17 protein-coding genes are annotated in these 25138 nt (G+C 46.9%); 15 read left to right on the forward strand and 2 right to left on the reverse strand.

Annotated elements, in window-relative coordinates; genetic code table 11:
* Nucleotides 1-40 precede the first annotated feature (40 nt).
* A complete protein-coding gene (locus tag EPL05_RS19215) occupies nucleotides 41-889 on the forward strand; it encodes a 3-keto-disaccharide hydrolase (protein ID WP_128535621.1) in 849 nt (282 codons plus the stop codon).
* On the opposite strand, the gene EPL05_RS19220 is transcribed toward EPL05_RS19215, so the two are convergent.
* Nucleotides 879-3470 carry a DUF3857 domain-containing protein gene (locus tag EPL05_RS19220; RefSeq protein WP_166727754.1) on the reverse strand — a complete coding sequence of 864 codons (2592 nt, stop codon included), beginning with the start codon at nucleotides 3468-3470 and terminating at the stop codon, nucleotides 879-881. The genes EPL05_RS19215 and EPL05_RS19220 overlap by 11 nt on opposite strands.
* A gap of 323 nt (nucleotides 3471-3793) precedes the next feature.
* Here EPL05_RS19220 and EPL05_RS19225 point away from each other — a divergent pair, with 323 nt between their 5' ends.
* The 14 genes from EPL05_RS19225 (at nucleotide 3794) to EPL05_RS19290 (ending at nucleotide 23340) form a co-directional block, all read left to right on the forward strand.
* Complete coding sequence (locus EPL05_RS19225) at nucleotides 3794-6124, forward strand: glycoside hydrolase family 3 protein (RefSeq protein ID WP_128535623.1); 2331 nt, start codon at nucleotides 3794-3796, stop codon at nucleotides 6122-6124.
* 207 nt (nucleotides 6125-6331) lie between these two features.
* Nucleotides 6332-7864, forward strand: coding sequence for a carboxylesterase/lipase family protein (locus EPL05_RS19230; RefSeq protein WP_128535624.1), 1533 nt, complete (start codon nucleotides 6332-6334; stop codon nucleotides 7862-7864).
* Between the two features lie 197 nt (nucleotides 7865-8061).
* Nucleotides 8062-10434, forward strand: coding sequence for an alpha-L-rhamnosidase-related protein (locus EPL05_RS19235; RefSeq protein ID WP_128535625.1), 2373 nt, complete (start codon nucleotides 8062-8064; stop codon nucleotides 10432-10434).
* A 453-nt stretch (nucleotides 10435-10887) separates the two neighbouring features.
* Nucleotides 10888-11643, forward strand: coding sequence for an ROK family protein (locus EPL05_RS19240; protein ID WP_128535626.1), 756 nt, complete (start codon nucleotides 10888-10890; stop codon nucleotides 11641-11643).
* Between the two features lie 23 nt (nucleotides 11644-11666).
* Complete coding sequence (gene tkt, locus EPL05_RS19245; RefSeq protein WP_128535627.1) at nucleotides 11667-13673, forward strand: transketolase; 2007 nt, start codon at nucleotides 11667-11669, stop codon at nucleotides 13671-13673.
* A 77-nt stretch (nucleotides 13674-13750) separates the two neighbouring features.
* Nucleotides 13751-14446 carry a ribose 5-phosphate isomerase A gene (gene rpiA, locus EPL05_RS19250; RefSeq protein WP_128535628.1) on the forward strand — a complete coding sequence of 232 codons (696 nt, stop codon included), beginning with the start codon at nucleotides 13751-13753 and terminating at the stop codon, nucleotides 14444-14446.
* A gap of 137 nt (nucleotides 14447-14583) precedes the next feature.
* Nucleotides 14584-15681, forward strand: coding sequence for a transaldolase (tal, locus tag EPL05_RS19255; protein ID WP_128535629.1), 1098 nt, complete (start codon nucleotides 14584-14586; stop codon nucleotides 15679-15681).
* Nucleotides 15682-15834: 153 nt separating this feature from the next.
* Nucleotides 15835-16458 carry an HAD family hydrolase gene (locus EPL05_RS19260; protein WP_128535630.1) on the forward strand — a complete coding sequence of 208 codons (624 nt, stop codon included), beginning with the start codon at nucleotides 15835-15837 and terminating at the stop codon, nucleotides 16456-16458.
* A 1-nt stretch (nucleotide 16459) separates the two neighbouring features.
* A complete protein-coding gene (gene gndA, locus EPL05_RS19265) occupies nucleotides 16460-17887 on the forward strand; it encodes an NADP-dependent phosphogluconate dehydrogenase (protein WP_128535631.1) in 1428 nt (475 codons plus the stop codon).
* A 28-nt stretch (nucleotides 17888-17915) separates the two neighbouring features.
* Complete coding sequence (zwf, locus tag EPL05_RS19270) at nucleotides 17916-19427, forward strand: glucose-6-phosphate dehydrogenase (protein ID WP_128535632.1); 1512 nt, start codon at nucleotides 17916-17918, stop codon at nucleotides 19425-19427.
* Between the two features lie 5 nt (nucleotides 19428-19432).
* Complete coding sequence (gene pgl, locus EPL05_RS19275) at nucleotides 19433-20161, forward strand: 6-phosphogluconolactonase (RefSeq protein ID WP_128535633.1); 729 nt, start codon at nucleotides 19433-19435, stop codon at nucleotides 20159-20161.
* A gap of 204 nt (nucleotides 20162-20365) precedes the next feature.
* Nucleotides 20366-21964 (forward strand): NADP-dependent glyceraldehyde-3-phosphate dehydrogenase, encoded by a 1599-nt coding sequence (locus EPL05_RS19280; protein ID WP_128535645.1) that lies wholly within the window; start codon nucleotides 20366-20368, stop codon nucleotides 21962-21964.
* A 173-nt stretch (nucleotides 21965-22137) separates the two neighbouring features.
* A complete protein-coding gene (locus EPL05_RS19285) occupies nucleotides 22138-22683 on the forward strand; it encodes a peroxiredoxin (protein WP_128535634.1) in 546 nt (181 codons plus the stop codon).
* A 72-nt stretch (nucleotides 22684-22755) separates the two neighbouring features.
* Nucleotides 22756-23340 (forward strand): carboxymuconolactone decarboxylase family protein, encoded by a 585-nt coding sequence (locus EPL05_RS19290; RefSeq protein ID WP_128535635.1) that lies wholly within the window; start codon nucleotides 22756-22758, stop codon nucleotides 23338-23340.
* Nucleotides 23341-23594: 254 nt separating this feature from the next.
* Here the strand turns inward: EPL05_RS19290 and EPL05_RS19295 are convergent, their stop codons facing one another.
* Nucleotides 23595-25136, reverse strand: coding sequence for a DHA2 family efflux MFS transporter permease subunit (locus tag EPL05_RS19295; protein ID WP_128535636.1), 1542 nt, complete (start codon nucleotides 25134-25136; stop codon nucleotides 23595-23597).
* Nucleotides 25137-25138: the final 2 nt, after the last annotated feature.

The raw sequence follows: 25138 nt of genomic DNA on the forward strand, positions 1-25138 counted from the left end.
GGCGGATATTTATTATATTGGGTACATAAATTGCCTTATTATGAAACACACCAAGTTGATACTACCCCTGATGCTTTGTGCAGTTGCTTTTGGCTTTAAAAATACTCCCAATGCTGATAAATGGGAACAATTATTTAACGGGAAAGACCTTACCGGGTGGGACACCTATATAGGCCCCGACCTGGACGACAAAGGCAAGGCCATTACCGGCACATCAATAGGCCTAAATAACGATCCAAAGCAAGTTTTCACCATTGTAAAGCAGGATGGCGATAAGGTTATCCGTATCTCCGGCGAAAGTTGGGGCGCTATTTCCACCAAAAAAGAATACGCCGGTTACCATTTGCAGCTGCAATTTAAATGGGGCGCGCTTACCTGGGGCCAAAAAAAAGGGCAGAAGATGGATAGTGGCCTGCTGTACCATTCGGGCGGTAAATACGGCGCAGATTATAGTGCCTGGATGAGGTCGCAGGAGTTCCAGATAGAGCAGGGCAATAGTGGCGATTACTGGGGCGTAGCCGGCGGCATGGCCGATATACCGGTAATAAGGCGGTACGAGAAGGATTACATTTACAACGTAGGCGGTATGATGAACACCTTTGCCGAAGGGAGCAAGGCAGGGCGGCACTGCATAAAAGGCGGCGATGCCGAAAACCCGAAAGGCGAATGGAACACGCTTGACCTGTACTGCAACGGCGATACCAGTATACACGTAATAAACGATAAAGTGATGATGGTGCTGTACCACGGCAGGCAAATGGAGAACGGGCGGCCTCAGCCGCTTACCAAAGGCAAACTACAGATACAATCTGAAGGAGCCGAGGTGTTTTATAAAGAGATCATGATACAGCCTATCACTCAATTACCTGTTGAACTGGTTAAACAATAGTGGTGGGTTCAGTGGCGCTTTCAGCAACTTCGTAACTGTAATTACTATGCGGATAAGGCACAATAAATGTTTGTTCTACCCTTTGTGATCTTTTGAAATAGGCTATCCATATACCCGAAAAGATGATCGTCCGGGCCATGTGCGAAGATTCGCTATCTGTTATCGTTATGTTTGCAGCCGTAGCAAAAACATGATCAGCCACAGAAAAAATGGCTCCGTAGGCATAAAAGCCCATAATGTATTTTGGCAGAATGTCGCGCTTATTCAGCAACAATACCAGGCAAAATATAGCGTAGGCTATCATGAAAATATTCCCTGCAGCCTCAAAAACCAGTATTGCCTTATATACTGCATCGGGAGTACCCGGCAGGTGCATGTTCCAATGGCTTGCCTCGAGGTAGCCGCCCGATAGCATGGTATAGCTAACCGCAAACGGCGTTAACGCCAGCCCAATGGCAACCAAAACAAGCCAGCCACCTATTTGCATAAAGTTTGCACCGCGTTCAAATAACACCTCGTGCGTGTGGTTGCGGTAAAGTTTAATGCCTAACAGGGCTAAGCCGGCAGAAAAGGCCAAAAGAAATAACAGCAGCCAATAATTTACGCGGACAGGCACTTTGGTTACATCGGGCGCGTAACTGAAATTGTAGCCCAGTTCATTGTCAGATATTTGCTTCGCATCGGTGCGCGCCTCGTCCAGTTTATTTGCTGGTATAAAGTCTTTTAGCGTGTTAAATTTATAATCGAGGGTTAAGGTATCGCCGGTGGTACCCACGTCTGCGGTAAAAGAGTAAGCTTCTCTTTCTATGCTGGTATTGCTATGCTCAATATTCCAGCCGGAAGTCATAACAACGTTAATTACACTTTGCACGTTATACGGATAGGCAATAGATACCGGCAGTTTTGCCCTGTTACCAATGTTGGGCAGCTGGTCGTTTATATATGATGCGTATAACGAAGCGCTGTATCTGCCGGGTTCTTTATCAGGCTTAAAAAAATCGGGCACCTTGTAATGCTCAATAGTAGTGAGCTGGTTTGTTTTAATATCGTCCTTTATAGTGATAGAGTCAGCTGCCGACTCAACCTTTGGATAGCTTTTGGCATAATAATCCAGGTAGCTCTTTTCGGTTTCGGCCACGCTGTTGGATGCCAGCTTATCCCTTATTCTGTCTGCTTCGTTTAAAGTGTAGGTAGATATTACTTCCAGTTCGGTTTGGCCTTTCTCGCCGTCAATTACCTTGTAGTTTTCGGTGATAACCATTTTGCCGGTTTTTGATGGCGCAATGGCAGTTAGCGCGCTATTGCCGGGTTTAATTACCAACCCTTTGCCATAGTTAGGAAAATAAAGGTTGATGCCGCTGCCCCGCTGGTAAGCTATCGTCGCGTCAATGTACACAGGATTCCCGCTCATCATTGCTACGCAAACGGCATGATCGAACACGGTTGGCGATGGTATAAAATCGCTTACTTTATCCCGGGCACTGGTATTAATAAGCACCATGTGCGCTTCTATACCGTTGGCCATTAAAACAGAGGCCAACAGCAGGGCTTTGTCTTTACAATCGCCATACCGTTGGCTGTAAACTTTTTCGGGGGTGTTGGCGCGGTGCGAGTATTCGCCCAGTTCAATACCCATGTAACGTACCTCATCCTGCACCATTTGCACGGCGCTGCGGAAGTACTTTTCTTTATCGCCGCCTGCAACGGCCTTTAGCCTGGCCACGCGGGCCGCCAGTTCGCCTTTTAAGCCGGTAGCTATCGGGTTCACTTTTTGCGCCCAATCAACCACCTCCTGCCAGTTGCTATAATCGCTTATTTGTATATGGTTGTAGTTGTCAAACCAGCCCGGCTGATTATCGGCATACGGCGGGGCCATTACGGGGTTTAGGTTCCACTCGTAGCACTTTAGCCCGTTCTTATCGCTCAGCGGGGCAACCGGCGCTTTATTAAACGCTTTAAAATTAAGTTTACGCCCCGGCGATACCAATAACGCTTTATACAACTGGGCATACGCTTGGGACCCCTGGAAATACAGATCATCGGTGTAGTTACTGCCAAAAATAGGGTTGCGGCCGGTTATGGTGAAGGCATATTCTATCCGGTCGCCTTTGCGTATATCGTCTAAAATACAAAATGCCGAAAAGCGCCCCTGGTAAATAAAGCGCGACAGTTCCTTCTCATCGGCAATAACTTTAAAAGAGGTAGCCTTTAGGCGGCTAAGGGGTTTGCCATTGCGCCAAACGGTAACATCATGTACATCCAGCCGCTCGTAAGATGGATCGAAGGAGATGGATATTTCCGATCCGTTTTGTATGCCGGCCTCTGATACAATTTCGCGGATAACGTGCTTGTAATCTGCCTGTTTTTCTACGTGTATCTGCTCCTCAAAAAGCTGGTAAAAAAAGCCGTTCTCCACTTGTCGCGCAGGCAACTTTTTATCGGAAAGCTTAAACGTATTGAGCCATGTTGGGCGCGCGGAAATATGCACGGCAGGCGAAGCAGCTTGCGCAATAACCGAATTAAAAAGCAATAGCAAGCCGCCGATAGCGAGAATTAATAGAGGGCCGAATCGTTTACACATACCAGCCATGAAAATAACGAATCTTAAATTATTTACCAATAGTTTAAAATTTATTTCATGCAAATTGCTTAAGTGGCAAACATTTGCGATCAAAAAAATAAAATGGCATAATCTCTTCAACCCTTGCTATATAAAAAATTAATATTTACCATTGTGTAGTGTTGACACATAGTCTTTTTTTGTGTCGATGATAAACCAATTAAACAGCACTAATTTCACGAATAAGGCGAATTACACAAACGGAGGAATGAGGCATGTGTTGCAGGTTTTATACTCCCCAGTGTTTTTGGCGAATAAGCGTTAACCAAACGAATTAAATATATATGAAAAGAAAGTATCTTTTGCTGATAGCTATCCTCCCCGCCATCGCGTCGGCACAAACCAAATACACCGAAAGTAAGAACGGCGATGTGGTAACTGTTACCAATTCCGGCGGCCAAAAGCTGGGTTACTCTGCAACATCGGGCGTTAAAGTTTTAACGGTCGACGGCTTAGCTTTTAAAGACCTCAACAAAAATGGCAAGCTGGATAAGTATGAAGACTGGCGCCTACCCGTGGATGTGCGCGCTAAGGACCTTGCCGGTAAAATGAGCGTGGAGCAAATTGCCGGGTTGATGCTGTACAGCCGTCACCAAATGATCCCATCTATCCCGGTTGGTCCGTTTGCAGGTACGTATAATGGTAAACCACTTGCCGAAAGCGGTGCCAATGCCTGGGACCTGTCAGATCAGCAAAAAACATTTTTAAAGAACGATAACGTGCGCCACGTGCTCATCACCTCCGTGCAAAGCCCGGAAGTTGCTGCCAAATGGAACAACAATGCGCAGGCTTTGGTAGAGAGTATTGGATTGGGTATCCCCAACAATAACAGCTCTGACCCACGCCATGGTACTTTGGCTACTGCCGAATTTAACGCCGGCGCGGGCGGTACAATTTCCATGTGGCCGGGCTCTTTGGGTATGGCTGCCACGTTCGATCCATCGGTTACCCAAAACTTTGGGCACATTGCCGCTCAGGAATACCGGGCGCTGGGTATTGCTACAGCTTTATCCCCACAAGTGGATATCTCTACCGACCCACGCTGGAACCGTGTGAGCGGTACCTTTGGCGAAGATCCGCAACTGGCCGCAGATATGGCAAGGGCCTATATCGATGGTTTCCAAACGTCAACAGGTGATAAAGAAATTAAAAATGGCTGGGGCTTTAACAGCGTAAACGCCATGGTAAAACACTGGCCGGGCGGTGGCGCCGGCGAAGGTGGGCGCGACGCGCATTATGGTTTTGGTAAATACGCGGTATACCCGGGCAACAATTTCCAGGAACATTTTATACCGTTTACCCAGGGCGCTTTTAAACTGAACGGCAAAACAAGTATGGCCGCAGCGGTGATGCCTTATTACACCATCAGCTGGCAACAGGACACCAAAAATCACGAAGCTGTAGCCAACAATTACAATAAATACATCATCACCGACTTGCTGCGCAACAAGTATAAATACGATGGCGTGGTATGTACCGACTGGCTGGTTACCGGTGATGAAACCGTGATCAACAGCTTTTTGTCGGGAAAATCATGGGGGATGGAAAAGGCTACCATTGCCGAACGCCACTACAAAATTTTAATGGCCGGTGTTGACCAGTTTGGCGGTAATAACGATATGGTGCCGGTAATTGCCGCTTACCAGATGGGCGTTAAAGAACATGGCGAAGCATTTATGCGCGCCCGTTTTGAGCAATCTGCCTTGCGTTTGTTAAGAGGCAGTTTTCGCACGGGTTTATTTGAGAACCCTTACCTGGATACCGAAACTACTAAGAAAACGGTAGGTAATGCCGATTTTATGGCGGCGGGTTACCAGGCGCAGCTAAAATCGATAGTGATGCTGAAGAACAAGGCAAATGTATTGCCATTGCAAACCGGCAAAACAGTGTACGTGCCTAAGAAATTCACCCCGGCAGGCGTTAACTTTTTGGGCATGAAAACGCCTGAGAAAAATGAATACCCGGTGAACATGGAGACGGTAAAAAAATATTTTAAAGTGACAGAGAACCCAGAGGAGGCAGATTATGCGCTGGTATTTATTGCCAGCCCGATAGGCCATGGCGGTTACAGCGCGGATGATGTAGCAGCCGGTGGTAACGGCTACCTGCCGGTATCTTTACAATATGGTAAATACACTGCCGAAACCGCCCGCGAAACCAGTTTAGCCGGTGGCGATCCATTGGAGAAATTCACCAATCGCAGTTACAAAGGAAAATCTGAAACGTCAACCAACGTTACCGATCTGGCTATGTTGACCGATACTTACGCCAAAATGAAAGGCAAGCCGGTTATCGTATCAATAAACCTGAGCAACCCAATGGTTTTTGCCGAACTGGAGAAACAGGCCAATGCGATCATTGTAGATTTTGGTGTACAGGGCCAGGCCAGCCTGGATATCCTGACAGGCAAGACAGAGCCATCCGCTTTATTGCCATTACAAATGCCTTTAGACATGAAAGTGGTTGAAGCCCAGTTTGAAGATGTACCGCACGATATGAAATGCTACACCGACAGCGAAGGCCACACCTACGATTTTGGCTACGGATTGAACTGGAAAGGCGTTATAAAAGATGGCCGTACAGCTAAGTATGTAAAGGTTGTGGCTAAACCATAGTATAATCAAATAAAAACCGTCGCCCTGAATTTATTTCAGGATCCCATAGGACAGGTATCCAACCGCGCTTAGCCACTAAGCACGGTTGGTTGCTTTGCAAGTGGGGTGCCGAAATAAATTCGGCAAGACGTGTTAGTTTAGTCCAGTTGTGCTGTTGTCACCAACAATATTTAAATCGTACATTTAACCAACCACTAACCAATTACTATGAAGCGCCTTCTTATCCTCCCTTTGATCTTACTGTGTGGTTGTGCTATGGCACAAACCAAATCTATGGTCGCCAAAATTGATGCCGGCCTGGTACGGGGCGTTTCTAACAGCACCGGCGACGTAATGAGCTATAAGGGGATTCCCTTTGCCGCGCCGCCCGTTGGCGATCTGCGCTGGAAAGCACCTCAGCCGGTAAAAGCGTGGGAAGGCGTAAAGGACTGCACCAAATTTTCTAAAATGCCGGTACAGGCTAAGCCAAATGAATTTGGCGTTTATACCCGCGAATTTTTAATAAAAGATGAACCACTAAGCGAAGATTGCCTTTACCTTAACGTGTGGACCGGGGCTAAAATCCCATCCGAAAAACGCCCGGTAATTGTATGGATTTACGGTGGCGGCTTTAGCAGCGGTGGTACCAATGTGCCTATTTACGATGGTGAAGCTTTGGCCAAAAAGGGAGTGATATTGGTAAGCGTAAATTATCGCGTGGGTATATTGGGCTTTTTTGCCCATCCGGAACTCACCGCGGAATCGCCCAACCACGCATCGGGCAATTACGGCTTGATGGATCAACTGGCTGGCCTGCAATGGGTGAAAAAAAACATAGCAGCTTTTGGTGGCGACCCTACCAATGTAACCATCGCGGGGCAATCGGCAGGCTCAATGAGCGTAAATTGCTTAACCGCATCACCGTTGGGGAAAGGTTTATTCCAAAAAGCCATTGCCGAAAGCGGCGCGTCTTTCTTAGCCGGTCCATTTGGAGGGCCTGATTTGAAGCAGGCGGAAGAGGAGGGCGTAAAAACCGCTAAGAAGTTGCAGGCAAATTCGCTGGCCGAACTGCGCAAATTATCTACCGAAGAATTATTAAAACAAAACGGTGGCCGCCCTATCATAGATGGCTATGTGTTGCCGGCCTCAATTGCCGGGTCCTATGCTGCCGACAAAGAAAACCAGGTTGCACTGCTCACCGGCTGGAATGCGGATGACGCCTTTATTGGCAAGTTAAAAACCGCAGTAGAATATAAAGCCGATATTCAAAAAAGGTACGCGGCAAATTCCGCTGAGTTTTTAAAACATTACCCTGGTAAAACCGATGCAGAAGCCGCAGAATCGCAGATACGAATATCGCGAGATATGACATTTGGGGTTCAAAATTACACATGGGCAAATGTGCAGAGCGCCAAAAAAAAAGCAAAGGTTTACTTGTACCGCTTTACCCGCCGCATGCCCGCTACCGAAGCATTTAAAAAGTACGGCGCATTCCATACCGGCGAGGTTGGTTATGTATTCGACAACCTCAAATTTTTGAATCGTCCGTTCGAGCCGGTTGATCAGCAACTGGCGGATACCATGTCGTCTTACTGGGTGAATTTCGTAACATCGGGTGATCCTAACGGTCCTGGCTTGCCTGCTTGGCCGGTTTATAACAGCAAGGGCAACCAGGTGATGATACTGGGCGAAAAACCCGCCGCAGAGCCATTACCCGATAAAGCCTCGTTGGATTTTATGGTGAAGGAAATGATGAAATAAAAAAAAATTTTTGTCACCCTGAGCGATAGCAAAGGATCTAATAGCGAACTGTGCATCACCGATATACCAATCGACGAACAGATGCTTTACGCTGTTCAGCATGACAATTTTTGAGCATTTACAAGCAGCATACCCCAGCACAGTTTTCACAAAAACAAATTCTACCTTTAGCCAACCTGTTATAAATTTTCTTGCTTATGAAGTTTATCTACACTGCTGTATTGGCATTGGCCTGCTTTACAGTTTCGCTAAGCGCGGGGGCGCAAACTATAAACCCCACATTATTATCCCAGCAATGGAAGGCCTCCTGGATAACGGTTCCTAACGAGCCGGTGCATGAATATGGTATTTACCATTTCCAAAAATCGGTAGATCTGCCAACCAAACCCGCCAGGTTTGTTATCCATATCTCGGCAGATAACCGCTATAAATTATATGTAAACCATACGCTGGTTTCCCTTGGTCCCGCCCGTGGCGATACTTACTACTGGAACTATGAAACTGTTGATATTGCGCAATACCTCATTGGGGGTAAGAACACTATCGCGGCCACCGTATGGAACGATGGCGAATATCGCCCCGAGGCGCAGATAACCCAGCAAACCGCCTTCATTTTGCAGGGCGATACCAGGGTTGAAGAAATTTTTAATACAGATGCAAGCTGGAAATGCGTCCGCGATAATGCGTACAAACCCCTGCTTGGTGTTGGTTACAGTACCTACTACGTAGCAGGCCCCGGCGAACTGGTGGACATGCACAAAACGGTTAAAGATTGGCAGAATAATGATAGTGGTTGGCTCAGCGCGCAAAAAATAGACTGGGGTAGCCCCAAAGGCTTCACCAACGCTTTTGGCTGGATGCTGGTGCCATCGTCATTACCGCAAATGGAAATGAAACAGCAGCGGCTTGTTGCCCTGCGGAAAGCTACAGGAATTAGTGTTCCTGCGTCTTTTCCGGCGGAGAAAACGGCGATCACTATACCGGCCAATACCAAAGCCTCGCTATTGCTGGATCAGTCCTTCCTTACCAACGCCTATCTTACCGTTAACTTTAGCGGCGGTGATAATGCGGGCATCTCCTTCACCTATTGCGAATCGCCGATGAAGAACGTGGGCAACACCTATCAGATAGTAAAACCAAACCGAAACGAGGTGGAGGGCTATAAATTTGTCGGCCGTAAAGACAGCGTGATCTCGGATGGAACCACTAAGCAAAGCTTTACAACGCTGGCATTCCGCACCTACAGATATATTTTGGTAAATATTTCCACCAAAGACGAACCATTGACTATCGACGATATCTACGGCACGTTTACCGGCTACCCCTTTAAATTCAACGCAAAACTAAACGCGGGCAACCCCGAGATGCAGCAAATGCTGGATATCGGCTTCCGTACCGCCCGTTCCTGCGCCATGGAAACCTATTTCGATTGCCCCTATTACGAGCAGCTGCAATATATAGGTGATGGCCGTATTCAGGCGCTGATATCTTATTACAATACCGGCGACGACCGGCTGGCCCGCAACGCCCTTAACCAAATGGATCACTCGCGCCTGGCGGAAGGTATCACCCTGAGCAGGCACCCCTCGTTTAGTCCGCAAATTATCTCCACGTTCTCGCTTTGGTATATCAGTATGCTGCACGATTACTGGATGTACCGCAACGATGAAGCTTTTGTAAAAGACAAACTGGACGGCGCCCGGCAGGTGCTGGCCTTCTTTGCAAAGTATCAGCAAGCCGATGGCTCGCTAAAAAACCCGCCGTACTGGAGGTTTGTAGATTGGGTAGGAACCAAGGGCTGGGATTTTGGCCAGCCGCCAAAAGACGCTGACGGTAACTCGGCCATGCTGGATATGCAATTGCTGTGGACGCTACAGCAAGCCGTCGAAATGGAACGCAAAATAGGCCTGCCCGTTTACGCCGAAATGTACAAGGCCCGCGCGGCAAAATTAAAAGCTACCATTCAGCGCAAGTACTGGGATGCCGCCAAAGGTTTTTATGCCGACGCAAGCGATAAGCGGACCTATAGCCAGCATGCTAACGCGCTGGCTATTTTAAGTGGCGTGGCCGGAGCCAATATCGTTTCGCTTGCCAAAAAAATAGAGGCAGACAGTAGCCTGGTAAAATGCACCATCTACTTCAAATACTATTTGCACCAGGCGCTGGTAAAAGGCGGGCTGGGGAACGATTATATGAACTGGCTGGATGTTTGGCGAAACAACATTAAAATGGGCCTTACCACCTGGGCCGAGATCTCCGACCTGGAGCACGACCGCAGCGATTGCCATGCCTGGGGAGCCAGTCCCAATATCGAGTTCTTCCGTACGGTACTGGGGATAGATAGCTATGCCCCCGGCTTCCGCAAAATAAAGATAGAACCACGCCTGGGCAAGATGGAGAACGCATCGGGCGAAATCCCGCATCCTAACGGCATTGTAGCAGTTAACTATGCAAAAAGCGGCGGGCACTGGGCTATTAATATCAGCCTGCCTATGCGCACCGATGGGGTGTTGGTATGGAAGGGGAAAAGCTACCCTTTAAAGGGCGGGAAGAATTTGTTGCGTATTTAAACCATTGATTTTAATGATTTTTTTGATCTGCGTGATTTTTCATCAGCGCAATCTATTTATCATTAAAATCTACGGTTCAGAAAGCTGCGATAGGGATGGGCGCGTATACCGGCCATAGAGCGTAAGGCCTGCGGCCGTATGAGCATCAGCCAGGGCCAAAGGCATCGCCATTACAACAGTTTATACCTTTATCCACACCATCCTGTTTCATGTTTAGCCAATGTCATAAAGCCGGTATAATTCCGGCGGTTGTAAACCTTTTTAAGAATAAAAGGGTTAATTAACCAGTGTTTCTACATTACGTGGAAAAATTAGGTAGATACAATTTTAAATGTATATTTGACACTTATTAAATGTATAGTGTTTTAATATACATTTTATATTTATTTATTATTAAAAATGTGATATTTACAAACTTTAACACCAACTAACGGCTATAAATACCACGGGTTCATGAAAACAACACCTTCTCAGTTAAAAATCCTCTCTATCGACATTGGTGGTTCCAGCATCAAGGCTACAATTTTGGATAGCAAAGGCACCCTGAAGATGGATTACAAAAAAGTGGTGACGCCGAAACCGGCCACTCCCGAAAATGTGATCAAATCTATAAAAACACTGGTGAAGGATTATCCCGCATACGATAGAGTATCGGTTGGCTTCCCGGGTTATGTGCGCAACGGCATTGTAAAAACTGCTCCAAACCTGGGTAACGATTTCTGGAAGGATGTAAACTTCCGCCTAAAGCTGGAAGAGGCTTTGGGTAAAGATGCACAGGTAGTAAACGATGCCGATATGCAGGGCCTTGGCGTTGTAAGCGGCAAAGGGCTGGAGATGGTAATTACCCTGGGTACTGGCTTTGGTACAGCGTTATTAATGGACGGGCACCTGCTGCCGCATTTAGAGGTGGCGCATCACCCGGTATCAAAAGGCCGCGATTACGATGAATACATCGGCGATATAGCGCTTGATAAAGAAGGCGTAAAAAAATGGAACAGCCGTATTAAAAAGGTTTTCAAGATCCTGAAAACCGTGTTTAACTACGATTACCTGTATATAGGCGGAGGCAACTCCGATAGGCTTACCTTTAAGCTGGATAAAAATATGAAGATTGTAACCAATGCCGATGGCATAAAAGGTGGGGCGAGATTGTGGGCAGAAGATAAACACCCGGTTACACACACAACAATGGCAACCCCAACTAAATAACAAACCTTTCTTTTAATACGACGATGGAAAAACCCAACGAAGCACTCGAAAAATTAGCGATAGATACCGTAAGAATTCTTTCTGCGGACGCAGTACAAAAAGCAAATTCGGGCCACCCCGGCACCGCAATGGCATTAGCACCGATGGGGCACGTATTGTGGAGTAAGTTTTTAAACTACAACCCTAAAAACCCTGATTTTGCAAACCGCGACAGGTTCATCCTTTCTGCAGGCCACGCTTGTATGTTACAATACAGCTTTTTGTACCTAACCGGTTACGACCTGAGTTTGGATGATATCAAAAATTTCCGCCAGATGAACAGCAAAACCGCCGGCCACCCGGAGTACGGTTTGGCACCAGGTATTGACGTAACTACCGGTCCGTTGGGACAGGGCTTTGCAAACGGTATAGGCTTTGCCATCGCTCAAAAACACTTGGCAGCACGCTACAACAAACCGGGTTTCGACCTTTTTAACTATAACATCTATTCTATTGTAAGCGATGGCGATATGATGGAAGGTGTAACCTCAGAAGCCGCATCTTTAGCGGGCCACCTGCAGTTAGGCAACCTGATCTACCTATACGATGATAACCACATTTCTATTGAAGGCAGTACCGATATCGCCTTTAACGAGGATGTTAGTGCCCGTTTCCGTTCATACGGATGGCAGGTGCAGGAAATTGCGGATGTGAACGATACCCACGCTTTAGAACTGGCTATCATCAACGCGAAGACCGAAACCCAAAAACCATCATTGATCCGCGTTCGTTCATTGATCGCTTACGGTAGCCCGAACAAATCGGGTACTGCAGGTTCACACGGTTCGCCACTGGGTGCTGATGAAATTAAATTAGTAAAAGAATTCTTCGGTTTCGATCCGGAAAAATCATTCAACGTACCTGCCGAAGTATTGGAATATTACCATGCTAAAGGCGCCAAAGGTGCTAAGGTTGAGCAAAAATGGAACGAACTATTTGCCAAATACAAAGAGAAATTTCCTGAGTTAGCAGCCGAGTACGAAACCGCGTTTGCCGGCGAATTGCCAAAAGGCTGGGCCGATAAACTGCCCGTATTTAAAGGCAGCGATCCTAAAATGGCTACCCGCCAGGCATCGGGTAAAGTATTGAACGCCGTTGCCGCAGGCCTGCCAAACTTAATTGGTGGTGCTGCCGACTTATCGCCATCTACCGAAACCAACTTAAAAGAGTTTGATTCATTTACATCAGAGAACAGGGCTGGCCGTAACTTCCACTTCGGTATCCGCGAGCACGCTATGGGTTCTGCATTAAACGGTATGTCTTTAACAAAAGGCGTGTTACCGTTTGGCGCAACCTTCCTGCAATTTGCTGATTATATGCGCCCGCCAATTCGTTTGGCTGCCATTATGAAGATAAGCCCGATATTTGTTTACACACATGATAGTATAGGCTTGGGCGAGGATGGTACCACCCACCAGCCAATTGAACATTTGGCATCGTTACGTGCAATCCCTAACGTTACCGTTATACGTCCTGCCGATGCAAACGAAACTGCATTTGCCTGGAAAGTAGCTATTGAGAAAAAAGGCGGCCCAACTGTATTGATCTTCACCCGCCAGGGCCTACCTATTCTTGACCAGGATAAATACGGTAAAGCAAGCGGCCTGGAAAAAGGCGCTTACATATTATCTGAAGCAAGCAAAGGCGTCGACCTGATATTATTAGCGACCGGTAGCGAAGTAGCCTTGATTATGGATGCACAAGCTAAACTGGAAGCAGAAGGTATTTCTACCCGCGTAGTGAGCATGCCATCATGGGAATTGTTTGAAAAACAGGATGCTGCTTACAAAGAATCGGTATTGCCAAAAGCAAGCCGTAAACGTTTGGCAGTAGAAATGGCATCACCAATGGGATGGCATAAATACACTACCGACGAAGGCGATATGCTGGGTATGACCACCTTTGGCGAATCTGCCCCGGCAGAAGAGTTGTTCAAACACTTCGGCTTTACAGTAGATAACGTAGTTAAAAAAGCGAAAGCTTTGTTATAGTATTGAGTTTTGAGTGATGAGTTATAAGTGGTTCGCCTTGTGTAACTCATTACTCACAACCCACAACTCAAAACTAAATGACTTTAATCAGCGAGCTTAAATGGTCCTCGGAGATCATTAACCAAAGCGGTAAGCAAAAGGTAGCGCAGCAAATTGCCGCCATGGTAAAAGATGGCGATATACTTGGTGTAGGCTCGGGTTCTACGGTTTATTTGGCCTTGTTGGCAATAGCAGAGCGCATAAAAGCCGAAAAGTTGAACGTGCTGGCCATCCCTACATCCTTAGAGATATCGATGTTTTTGAGCAAGCTGGGTATACCCATGACCTCCCTGTTTGAACACACGCCCGACTGGCTTTTTGATGGAGCCGACGAAGTAGACCCTAAAAACAGCCTGATAAAAGGGCGCGGCGGGGCCATGTTTAAAGAGAAGCTTTTGATAGCGAGCAGTCCGCTGAGCTATATAATTGTGGATGATACCAAAATAGTGGATAAAATAGGCACCAATTTCCCTATCCCTATCGAAGTTTTTCCACAGGCATTACTGCACGTGGAGGCCGAATTGAAAAAGCTTGGCGCTAACAGCATTGTATTGCGCCCTGCAAAAGGCAAGGATGGACCGGTAATTACCGAGAACAACAATTTGATACTGGATTGTCGTTTTGATGAAGTGCCCGATACCATGGAGCGCGACATTAAATCGATAACCGGGGTGATAGAAAGCGGGCTTTTTATAGGATACAATCTGCAAATTTTAGTAGCAACCAATAATTAATCGGTTTTTTACGCTACCGTAACGCAAGGATGAGATTGGATTAACAATATATCCCCGCAGAATTAAGAACTTTACGTAATACAAAGAGGCTATCAGCCTCATAAACAACAAGAAAAAGAAAATTAATAAAACCTGATATGGCAACTAACAACGTTAAACAAATACACGATTTCGGCCAGAGCATTTGGCTTGACTTTATCGACCGCGAGATCATCTCTTCTGGTAAATTGAAACAACTGATCGACGAAGACGGCGTAAGAGGCGTAACCTCTAACCCAGCCATTTTCGAAAAAGCCATCACCAGCAGTGCAGACTATAATGAAGATATTAAAACCCTTGGCGCTACCGCTGCAACTACCGAAGAGTTATTTTTTGGGTTGGCTGTAAAAGATATACAAGCTGCTTGCGACCTGTTTGAAGGTGTGTATAACGAAGAAGTTGCAGGTGCAGATGGTTACGTAAGTTTAGAGGTATCTCCGTTTTTAGCGCTTGATGCCGAAGGCACTGCCACACAGGCAGAATTGCTTTGGAAACAAGTTGATCGCAAAAACGTAATGATCAAAATTCCGGGTACTAAACCGGGTTTAAAAGCTATACAGGCTTCAATTGCCAAAGGTATTAACATTAATGTTACGCTGTTATTCGGTTTAGAGCGTTACGAAGAAGTTGCCGAAGCCTACATTTCAGGTTTGGAAGAGCATTTAGCCGCCGGCCACAAAATTGGCCACATATCATCAGTAGCCAGCTTCTTTTTAAGCCGTATAGACGTTGTAGTTGATCCGTTATTGGAAGCCAAAGGCGAGAAAGCTTTGGTTGGCGAAGTAGCCATCGCATCAGCAAAAAAAGCATACGAAATTTACAAAAGGGTGTTCAGCACCGAGCGTTGGAAAAAATTAGCCGCCGAAGGCGCAAAACCACAGCGTTTGCTTTGGGCAAGTACCGGCAGCAAAAATCCAGCGTTTAAAGACACCAAATATGTAGAGGCTTTAATTGGCCCTGATACCGTTGATACCGTTCCATTAGAAACTGTTGACGCGTTCCGCGATCATGGTATTGCAGCTAATACCTTAGAATTAGGTTTAGACGAAGCAACCGCAGCTTTAGCCAAATTAAAAGAGTTAGGTATAGACCTGGATGCCATCACCCAGCAACTGGAAGATGAAGGTATCGAGAAGTTTAACAAACCTTTCGAAAAATTGCTGAAAGCGATCGAAGACCAAAAGGATAAAGTATAAGGCTTTAAGTGCCTTGTGCGCAGGGTTCCCCTCTTGATTGGGGGCAGGGGTGTGTTAGCCGCTTGGTTAACACACCCCGCCACCGCGCTAAGACAACCGCACCCCTCTCAAGAGGGGAACATAAAATAGAAGATTAAGTATTAGCCCTGCCTTATGAAATACAAAGACCTCAAGATCCTTTTTTTTGACGTAGGAGGCATTTTGCTGACTAACGGATGGGGACACGAATCGCGTAAGGAAGCTGCGAAGAAATTCGGGCTGGATTACGAAGAAGTGAACGCCCTGCATAACTTCATTTTCAACGTCTACGAAATTGGCAGCATCTCGCTCGACCAATACCTCGATACGGTGATCTTTAACCATCCCCGCGAGTTTGTTCGTGAGGATTTTAAAGAATTCATGTACGCGCAGTCGAAGGAATTGCCCGAGACGCTTGCTTACCTTAAAGAGTGGAAAAAGAATTGCGGTTTCCGTATCATCTCCATCAATAACGAAGGCAAGGAACTGAACGATTACCGGGTGAAGAAATTTAAACTGCACGAGGCCTTTGACGCGTTTATCTCCTCGTGTGAGGTAAAAATGCGCAAACCCGATCCTGGAATCTGGCAGCTGGCCATGGGTATTGCACAGGCATCGCCCGAGCAATGTGTGTATTTCGACGACCGGATCATGTTTGTAAAAACAGCCGAAAAACTGGGCATCCGTGCCTTTCAGCATACCGACTTCGAGACAACTAAAAAAATATTAAACGACCTTAAAGACGAAAACCTCAAATAACATGAGTGCAACAACAGATAAATATGCCTTTGGCATGATAGGCCTGGGTGTTATGGGCCGCAGCTTACTGCTCAACATGGCCGATCACGGCTTCGCGGTAGCAGGGCACGATAAAGACGCCGGCAAAGTATCCTCGCTCAACGAGGAAGCTGGCGACCGTAAAGCAAAAGGCTTTGGCGATGTAAAAGAATTTATATTAAGCCTCACCACCCCGCGTGCTATTATGATGCTGGTACCCGCCGGCAAAATTGTAGATGCCGTAATTGAGGAACTTACTCCATTATTGGATAAAGGCGATATTTTAATTGATGGCGGTAACTCGCACTTTACCGATACCAACCGTCGAGTTGAGGAGCTGGAGGCTATAGGCCTGCATTTCTTCGGCATGGGGGTTTCTGGTGGTGAAGAAGGCGCGCGTAAGGGGCCAAGCATGATGCCGGGTGGCGACAAGCAAGCGTACAACGTAATGAAGCCGATATTTGAGGCTATTGCCGCTAAAGTGGATGGCGTGCCTTGCGTAACGTACATTGGCCCGGGTGCATCTGGTCACTTTGTAAAGATGGTACACAACGGTATTGAGTACGGTATAATGCAGTTATTGGCCGAGACTTACGAGATCATGAAAAAGGGCTTAAAGCTGGATAACGATGCCATCGGTAAAATTTTCGCCGAGTGGAACGAAGGCCGACTGCAGTCCTTCCTGCTGGATATCACCAAAGATATTTTCAAATTTAAAGCCCCTGGTACCGATCATTTGCTTTTAGATGACATTAAAGATGAGGCACGCGCCAAAGGTACCGGCAAGTGGACCTCGCAAAGCGCGATGGACCTGCAGGCCCCTATCCCAACGGTAGATACCGCGGTGTCTATGCGCGATATGTCAAAATACAAAGCTTTGCGTACCCAGGCAGCCGCTATTTACAGCACTGCCGATCACCAGGCTATCGAGGGTAATGCCGAAGAACTGATTGCCGCTTTAGAGCAGGCTTTCTACTTCACCATGATCATCAGCTACGCACAGGGCATGCACATGCTGTCCAACGCGTCAACCGAATACAAATACGAATTTAAGCTCGACGAGATCGCTAAGATCTGGCGCGGTGGCTGTATTATCCGTTCAAAATTCCTCGAGAATATTTACGGGGCGTACGGTAAAGACCAATCATTGGCACATTTACTTTTAGATGGCGATGTGGCCGCCCTTGTAGAAGGCACGCTGCCCGGCATCCGTAAAGTAGTTGCTTCGGCGGTTAACGCGGGTATTGCCATGCCTGCTTACGCGGCATCGTTGGGTTATTTTGATGCTTTCCGCAGCGAACGTATGCCATCAAACTTAACCCAGGCGCAGCGCGATTATTTTGGAGCCCATACTTACGAGCTGATAGGCAAAGAAGGAACTTTCCACACCCAATGGGTACCTAAAAGCTAAATTACCTTTAACTAAAAAAGTTATCACCATGAGTAATGTAAAATCTGACCCTACCATATTTATCATTTTCGGCGGAACGGGCGATTTAAATTCCCGCAAAATTGCCCCGGCCCTCTATAATCTTTTTTTAGATGGCTGGATGCCCAAGCAATTCTCTATCATCGGTACCGGCCGTACCAAGCTAACCGATGAGCAATTCAGAGATAACTTGCATAAAGACATCGACCAATTCTCGCGCAGCGGTAAAACCGACGCCAAGAAATGGGCCGAGTTTGTAAAGAACATCTATTACCAGGTATCAGACGCTACCGACTTTGAAACCTATAAAGAGTTTGGTAAGCGCATAGACGCGCATAACGAAGAATGGAAAACAACTGCCAACGTATTGTTTTACCTTGCCGTTGCGCCGAACTTCTTCCCCATCATAGCATCTAATATCTCCAAAGCCAAACTGGCCGAGGATAAGAACAAGGTGCGGATCATTATCGAAAAGCCATTTGGGCACGATTTGGAGACCGCTAAGGAATTGAACGAATTGCTGAAAGGCATTTTTGATGAGTGCCAGATCTACCGGATAGACCATTACCTGGGTAAAGAGACGGTACAGAACATTATGGCCTTCCGCTTTGCCAACTCTATTATGGAGCCGCTGTGGAACCGTAATTATATAGAACACGTACAGATCTCGGTTACCGAGCAATTGGGCGTGGAAGACCGCGGCGATTACTACGATGGCTCGGGCGCTATGCGCGATATGATCCAGAATCACCTGTTGCAGCTGCTTTGCCACATTGCCATGGAACCACCGGTGAGCTTTGTTGCCGATGAAGTACGTGACCGTAAAGTTGATGTGTTAAAGGCCATGCGCCGATTTAGCCCGGAAGATGTGCGGATGTCCGCCGTGCGCGGCCAATACGGCAGCGGCTGGATGAAGGGGCAGGAAGTGCCCGGCTACCGCGAAGAGGGCAAGGTAGACCCGGATTCGAATACGGAGACCTTTGCCGCATTTAAGTTTTTTGTAGATAACTGGCGCTGGCAAGGTGTGCCGTTTTACGTGCGCACCGGCAAAAGAATGCACCAGTCATCATCGGTTATCAGCATCCAGTTTAAGGATGTGCCGCATTTAATATTTCCTACCGAAGCAGCCGAAAGCTGGCAGCAAAACAGGCTCATTATCAGCATCCAGCCCGAGATGAGCATCCGTTTACAGGTGCAGGCCAAACGCCCGGGTATTGATATGGTGCTGAACGTGGTAGATATGGTATTTGATTACAAAGGAACTTACACCAGCCAGGCACCGGAGGCTTACGAAACACTATTACTGGATACCATGCATGGCGACCAAACCCTATTTATGCGTGGCGACCAGGTGGAAGCAGCATGGGAGCTGGTAATGCCGATTTTAAACACATGGCATAATAAAAAGAGCCTTAACTTCCCTAATTATTCTGCGGACTCGTGGGGGCCGGAAGCTGCCGAGGCATTAATTGCCCGCGACGGTTTCAACTGGTTCACCCTGCCGGTTGCAGGTAAAAAATAAGTACAATGAAACTGAACATATTTAAAACCGCCGACGAAGTACTGGCCAGTTTGGCTGATTTTTTTGCCAAAACAGCTAAGGAAGCCATCGAAAAGCACGACCGGTTTACCGTAGCGCTAAGCGGTGGAAGCTCGCCAAAAAAACTGCACGAGTTGCTGGTGAGCGATTACCGGGATAAAATAGAGTGGAATAAAGTGTGGTTCTTTTTCGGTGACGAGCGCGATGTGCCTTTGACCGATTCGCAGAGCAATTACCTGATGGCGAAGAACACCCTGTTCGATCCGCTGGGGATAGATCCCGCGCATATCTTTCCGGTCCATACAGATCTGGGTGCAGAGGAAGCCGCCAAGCACTACACGCTTAACCTCATCAGTTTTTTCGACGGGCATAACGCCTGTTTCGACCTGGTTATCTTAGGTCTTGGCGATAACTCGCATACCGCGTCACTTTTCCCGCATACTTCGGTACTGAAGGATGAGAGCGCGTCTATCCAGGCGCTATATATCGACGAGGTAAAAATGAACCGTATAACCTTTACCGCCCCGCTCATCAATAATGCGCATCACATCGCGTTCCTGGTATACGGCGAAGGCAAGGCCGAAGCAGTAAAACACATTTTAGAAGACGCCAAAAACATCCCCGAATACCCAGCCCAACTCATTATAGAAACCAGCGATGGCGATTTGCAATGGTTTATGGATGAGGGCGCGGCAAGCAAACTCGAAAAGAAATAATAAAGAAAGCCTCCTTATCGGGAGGCTTTCTTGTTAAATGTGATTTCCTCTTGAGATGGGTTAGAGGTTTATTACTACCACGTTATCGTCAAATTTCCCAAACCTATAGCCAGCGTTCCTTGCTTTCCCCTGCAAAGTATTGTAATTTAGGCTTACATAAAAATTACCCCGCCTATGCAAGATTATCAACAACAACTCCGGGCCATGTTTGTGCCCGAGGACGAGATCCCCGCCCAGCACCGTATAGAAGAGATCCATCAACGCGAATATTTGGTTAACGGCGAAATGCGCCAATGGAACGGCGAAGTAAGCGAAGTTTATTCGCCTGTAATGCTACCCGGTGCCGATGGCGTGCTGAAGCGCAAGCTGATAGGTACTTACCCTGTTTGTACCGAAACCGAGGCGATGGAAGCCATGGAAGCCGCCCTGAAAGCCTACGATAATGGTCGCGGCGAATGGCCTACCATGAGCATTGTAGACCGCATCAAATGCATGGATAAGTTTGTGTACAAGATGATAGAGCAGCGCACGCTGATCGTTAAACTCATTATGTGGGAGATCGGTAAATCTTACGCCGATTCCGCCAAGGAATTTGACCGCACAGTGGAATACATCAACGCCACCGTCGATGGTTTAAAAGATATCGACAGGCAATCTTCCCGCTTTGAGATGGCGGAGGGCTTAGTTGCCCAGATCCGCCGCTCGCCGCTGGGGGTGGTGCTTTGTATGGGGCCGTTCAACTACCCGCTAAACGAAACTTTTACCACGCTGATCCCCGCCTTGATTATGGGCAACACCATCTTATTTAAACCGCCTAAGCATGGTACGCTTTTACATTACCCTTTGCTGGAAGCATTTAAAGATGCCTTCCCTAAAGGTGTGGTGAATACCGTTTATGGCCGTGGCGCGGTAGTTACGCCGGGGTTGATGGCTACCGGCAAGATCAATGTGCTGGCCTTCATCGGTAGCAGCAAAGTGGCCAACGACCTGAAGAAGCGCCACCCCAAAGTGAATCGCCTCCGCGCGGTGCTCAGCCTTGATGCCAAGAACGCTGCCATCGTTACCAAAAATGCCGACCTGAAACTTGCTGTGAGCGAATGTATATTGGGCGCGCTATCCTTCAACGGGCAGCGCTGTACGGCCATTAAGATCATATTTGTGCACAACGAGGTTGCCGATGAGTTTTTAAAGCTCCTGAGCGATGCCGTAGGCGCACTAAAGCCCGGTCTGCCCTGGACAGACGGCGTAAAGCTTACTCCGCTCCCCGAGCCGCACAAACCGGCTTACCTGAAAGAATGCATAGACGATGCAATAGCCAATGGCGCCAAAGTGATGAATGAAAACGGCGGTGTAACTGCCGAATCATTTGTGTTCCCGGCGGTGGTATACCCGGTTAACGAGAGGATGAAACTGTACCGCGAGGAGCAGTTCGGCCCTATTATCCCAGTGATCCCATTTGAGGATATCGAAGAAACGATAGATTACCAGATAGATTCGCCGCATGGGATGCAGGTGAGTATTTTTAGTAATGATGCCAAAGAGATCTCCGCACTGATAGACCCGTTTGTAAACCTGGTAAGCCGCGTAAACATCAACAGCCAATGCCAACGCGGTCCGGATGTTTTCCCATTCACCGGGCGCAAGGACAGCGCAGAAGGGACGCTTTCTGTACATGATGCCTTGCGCTCATTCTCTATCCGGTCGCTGGTGGCCACTAAAATGAACGAAACCAACAAGCAGCTCATCAACGAGATAGTAAACGATAACGACTCGAACTTTTTGAGTACAAAGTATATTTTGTAGAAGGTCAATTTTTACGAGCACGCCGCTCACTACCAGTATAACCTTGTCCCAAATGCCTGTAATAGTGTATTTTAAACACTATAGATTTTTCCTATATCCTATAGATAATTGAAATAAAAGGCCTCCTTTTAAAAGCGTATATTTGTTGTGTAAATTTTAATAAAACATCCATTATGTTAACAATAGGACAACAATTCCCAAAGTTTTCTAAAATAGCCGTAACAAGCCTCGAAAAAGGTAAAGAGTTTGAAACCATCACCTCTGATTTTTTGGTGAATGAAGATAACGTTTGGACCGTAATGTTCTGGTGGCCAAAAGATTTCACCTTTGTGTGCCCAACAGAGATCGCTGAGTTCAACAAAAACTTCGGTGAGTTCCGTGACCGCGAAACCCGTTTAATTGGTGCCTCTACCGATTCTGAGTTTGTACACGCTGCCTGGAGAAGAGACCACGACGATTTGCGCGACCTTAAATTCCCGATGCTTGCCGATACTTCAAAATCATTAGCCGAAGACCTGGGTATTTTAGAGCCAAACGAAAAAATTGCTTATCGCGCTACTTTTATTATTGACCCTACCGGTATCATCCGCTGGGTATGTGTTAACGATTTGAGCGTTGGCCGTAACGTTAAAGAAGTTTTACGTGTATTGGATGGTTTGCAAACAGACGAGCTTTGCCCATGCAACTGGGAAAAAGGCGAAGAAACTTTAACTGTATAATTTTACCACCCCTATATATAGCCCTTGTACCCCTTAGGTGCAGGGCTTTTTTATACCTTAATATATTTACCCATGAACGAAAGTACCGAGATCATACAAGAAATATTGCAAAGCCTTAGCTTGGACACAGCTTACCGCACCGCCAGCCTTACTTTGCTGGAAAAAGGCGAATCGCGCTATTTACGCGATCTTAAGCTGAATTTTACAAGCACCCTTGCTTCGGCACACCTTACGGAAAAAGAATGCGCCCTGATAGGCTTAAGCGCCGCTGTAAACAACAATAATGTACCGCTTATCAATTACTACACCCAATATGCCGAAGCGCAGGGCGCTACTGCTGCCGATGTTGCAGAGGCTGCCGGTTGTGCATCGTTATTAGCATCAAACAATATATTTTACCGTTTCCGCCACTTTACGCAAAAGGAGAAGTATACACAGATCCCCGCGCGCATCCGTATGCAGCTGATGATGAAGCCGGTAACCGGGAAAGAATTTTTTGAGTTGATGAGCCTGGCCATATCTGCCGTTAACGGCTGCGAGATGTGCGTAAACGCGCACGAAGATTCGCTGATAAAGCTTGGCACTACCGAAGAACGTGTATTTGATGCCGTACGCATAGCCTCATTGGTAACCGCCACCGGCAAGATAATTTTCTAAGGATTTATGATTAATAGGAAAGGAGTCTTTTATGGGCTCCTTTCTTGTTAAAATTGTCAACATGAAAATTATATGAAATTAAATTTGGGTTTGTTAATTAAAAAAAACTAATTTTATAGCATAAGATTATAACACCTCTCCTAATCATAATTTTTTTTAACCAACACTTTGTGCATCCGGAGGGGAATTACAAATTTAATTGTTGATTTTTTTGGAAAAACCGTTCAGTTGACAAGACTGAACGGTTTTGTTTTTTAGTGCGAATCGGTAACCGCCTTTAGCTTTTTAAATGGCTGCAGATACAATAACGGTATCGAAAACAGCATCACCAAGCCCGAGATCCAGTAAGCGTCATCATACGACAGCAGCATCGTTTGCCTTATTACGGTTCCTTCTATGGCGGCATAAGCCATGTGCGTAGCATCCAGCATTGATTTGCCTTTTGCAATAAAGCCAGCCGTAAGTATATGCATCCTTTCGGTAAATGCCGGGTTGTAAGGGTTTACGTGCTCTATAAGAGTGCTGCGGTGAAAGCCCTGGCGAATGTGTATGATAGTAGTTAAGGCTGCAATACCAAACGAGCCACCTAACTGGCGCATCATGTTATTTAAACCGGAACCCTGCCCAATTTCCGGGCCTTTCAAATCGGCCATAGCCAACGTAGTTAGCGGTACAAACAATAAGGCCATACCCACGCCCCGTATTAATAAAGGCACAAGCACGTCACTTTCGCCTGTTGCCAGGGTAGAGTTGCTGAGCATCCAGGTAAACACAAAGAACAGGAACATACCCGCGGTAGCCATAAACTGGGCCGGGATACCCTTGTTTAGCATCTTACCGATGAACGGCATCATAAATATGGTACATAAACCACCGGGGAACAAAAGTTCGCCCGTTTGCTGCGCGTTAAAGCCAAGCAAATTCTGGCAGAACACCGGGAACACAAACACCGACCCATACAGCCCAAACCCGAGGATAAAGGAGGTAAACATCCCCACCGAAAAACTTCGATGCCGCATAATGCTGAAGTTAACGATTGGATGGTCGGTACTCATTTCCCGCCAGATGAACAGGAGCGTACCAAGAACCGCTGTAACGGTTAATATAACAATATAAGTTGTTGCAAACCAGTCTTCCGATTCACCTTTTTCCAATATGGTTTGTAAACTGCCTACCGCTAAAGCAAGTAAGCCAATTCCCCACCAGTCGATGGGTTTTTTCTCCTGCTTGGGCGTTTCGTTAATAAACGTGTAGGCCAGGAACGCTGCAAGCGCACCCACAGGTAAGTTTACGTAAAAGATCCAGGGCCATGAGTAGTTCTCGGTAATCCAGCCGCCAATGGTTGGGCCAACAGTTGGGCCTACTACCGCGCCTAAACCGAACAGTGCTGTTGCTGTACCAATTTGCTCGCGTGGCCAGGTCTCTATCAGGATAGTTTGGCCGGTAGATATTAAACCACCGCCTGCAATTCCCTGTAGTATGCGGAACGCCACTAATTCATCAAGCGTGGTAGCGTTACCGCACAGGAACGATGCTATTGTAAATACAATAATAGAGGCCAGGAAGTACTGTTTGCGGCCAAAGCGCCCGCCCAGCCATCCCGACATGGGGAGGATGATTACGTTTGCCACCGCGTAGCCAGTTACCACCCATGCAATATCCTCAAGCGTTGCGCCCAGGTTACCCTGTATGTGCGGTATAGCTACATTTACAATGGTGGTATCTATCAGCTCAAGCAGCGATGCCATAATTACCGTAATGGTAATTATCCATTTTTTAAAGCCAGTTTCAGCCATGT

The sequence above is a fragment of the Mucilaginibacter gilvus genome, assembly GCF_004054195.1.
In the GTDB taxonomy this organism is placed as follows: Bacteria; Bacteroidota; Bacteroidia; order Sphingobacteriales; family Sphingobacteriaceae; genus Mucilaginibacter; species Mucilaginibacter gilvus.

Bases quoted from the DNA above. Each gene is read 5' to 3' on its own strand.
- zwf (WP_128535632.1), top strand. From the start codon at position 17,916: ATGAGTAATGTAAAATCTGACCCTACCATATTTATCATTTTCGGCGGA.
- EPL05_RS19220 (WP_166727754.1), bottom strand. From the start codon at position 3,470: ATGTGTAAACGATTCGGCCCTCTATTAATTCTCGCTATCGGCGGCTTG.
- tal (WP_128535629.1), top strand. From the start codon at position 14,584: ATGGCAACTAACAACGTTAAACAAATACACGATTTCGGCCAGAGCATT.
- EPL05_RS19280 (WP_128535645.1), top strand. From the start codon at position 20,366: ATGTTTGTGCCCGAGGACGAGATCCCCGCCCAGCACCGTATAGAAGAG.
- EPL05_RS19230 (WP_128535624.1), top strand. From the start codon at position 6,332: ATGAAGCGCCTTCTTATCCTCCCTTTGATCTTACTGTGTGGTTGTGCT.
- EPL05_RS19260 (WP_128535630.1), top strand. From the start codon at position 15,835: ATGAAATACAAAGACCTCAAGATCCTTTTTTTTGACGTAGGAGGCATT.
- EPL05_RS19225 (WP_128535623.1), top strand. From the start codon at position 3,794: ATGAAAAGAAAGTATCTTTTGCTGATAGCTATCCTCCCCGCCATCGCG.
- EPL05_RS19295 (WP_128535636.1), bottom strand. From the start codon at position 25,136: ATGGCTGAAACTGGCTTTAAAAAATGGATAATTACCATTACGGTAATT.
- rpiA (WP_128535628.1), top strand. From the start codon at position 13,751: ATGACTTTAATCAGCGAGCTTAAATGGTCCTCGGAGATCATTAACCAA.
- EPL05_RS19235 (WP_128535625.1), top strand. From the start codon at position 8,062: ATGAAGTTTATCTACACTGCTGTATTGGCATTGGCCTGCTTTACAGTT.
- pgl (WP_128535633.1), top strand. From the start codon at position 19,433: ATGAAACTGAACATATTTAAAACCGCCGACGAAGTACTGGCCAGTTTG.
- EPL05_RS19285 (WP_128535634.1), top strand. From the start codon at position 22,138: ATGTTAACAATAGGACAACAATTCCCAAAGTTTTCTAAAATAGCCGTA.
- gndA (WP_128535631.1), top strand. From the start codon at position 16,460: ATGAGTGCAACAACAGATAAATATGCCTTTGGCATGATAGGCCTGGGT.
- EPL05_RS19240 (WP_128535626.1), top strand. From the start codon at position 10,888: ATGAAAACAACACCTTCTCAGTTAAAAATCCTCTCTATCGACATTGGT.
- tkt (WP_128535627.1), top strand. From the start codon at position 11,667: ATGGAAAAACCCAACGAAGCACTCGAAAAATTAGCGATAGATACCGTA.
- EPL05_RS19215 (WP_128535621.1), top strand. From the start codon at position 41: ATGAAACACACCAAGTTGATACTACCCCTGATGCTTTGTGCAGTTGCT.
- EPL05_RS19290 (WP_128535635.1), top strand. From the start codon at position 22,756: ATGAACGAAAGTACCGAGATCATACAAGAAATATTGCAAAGCCTTAGC.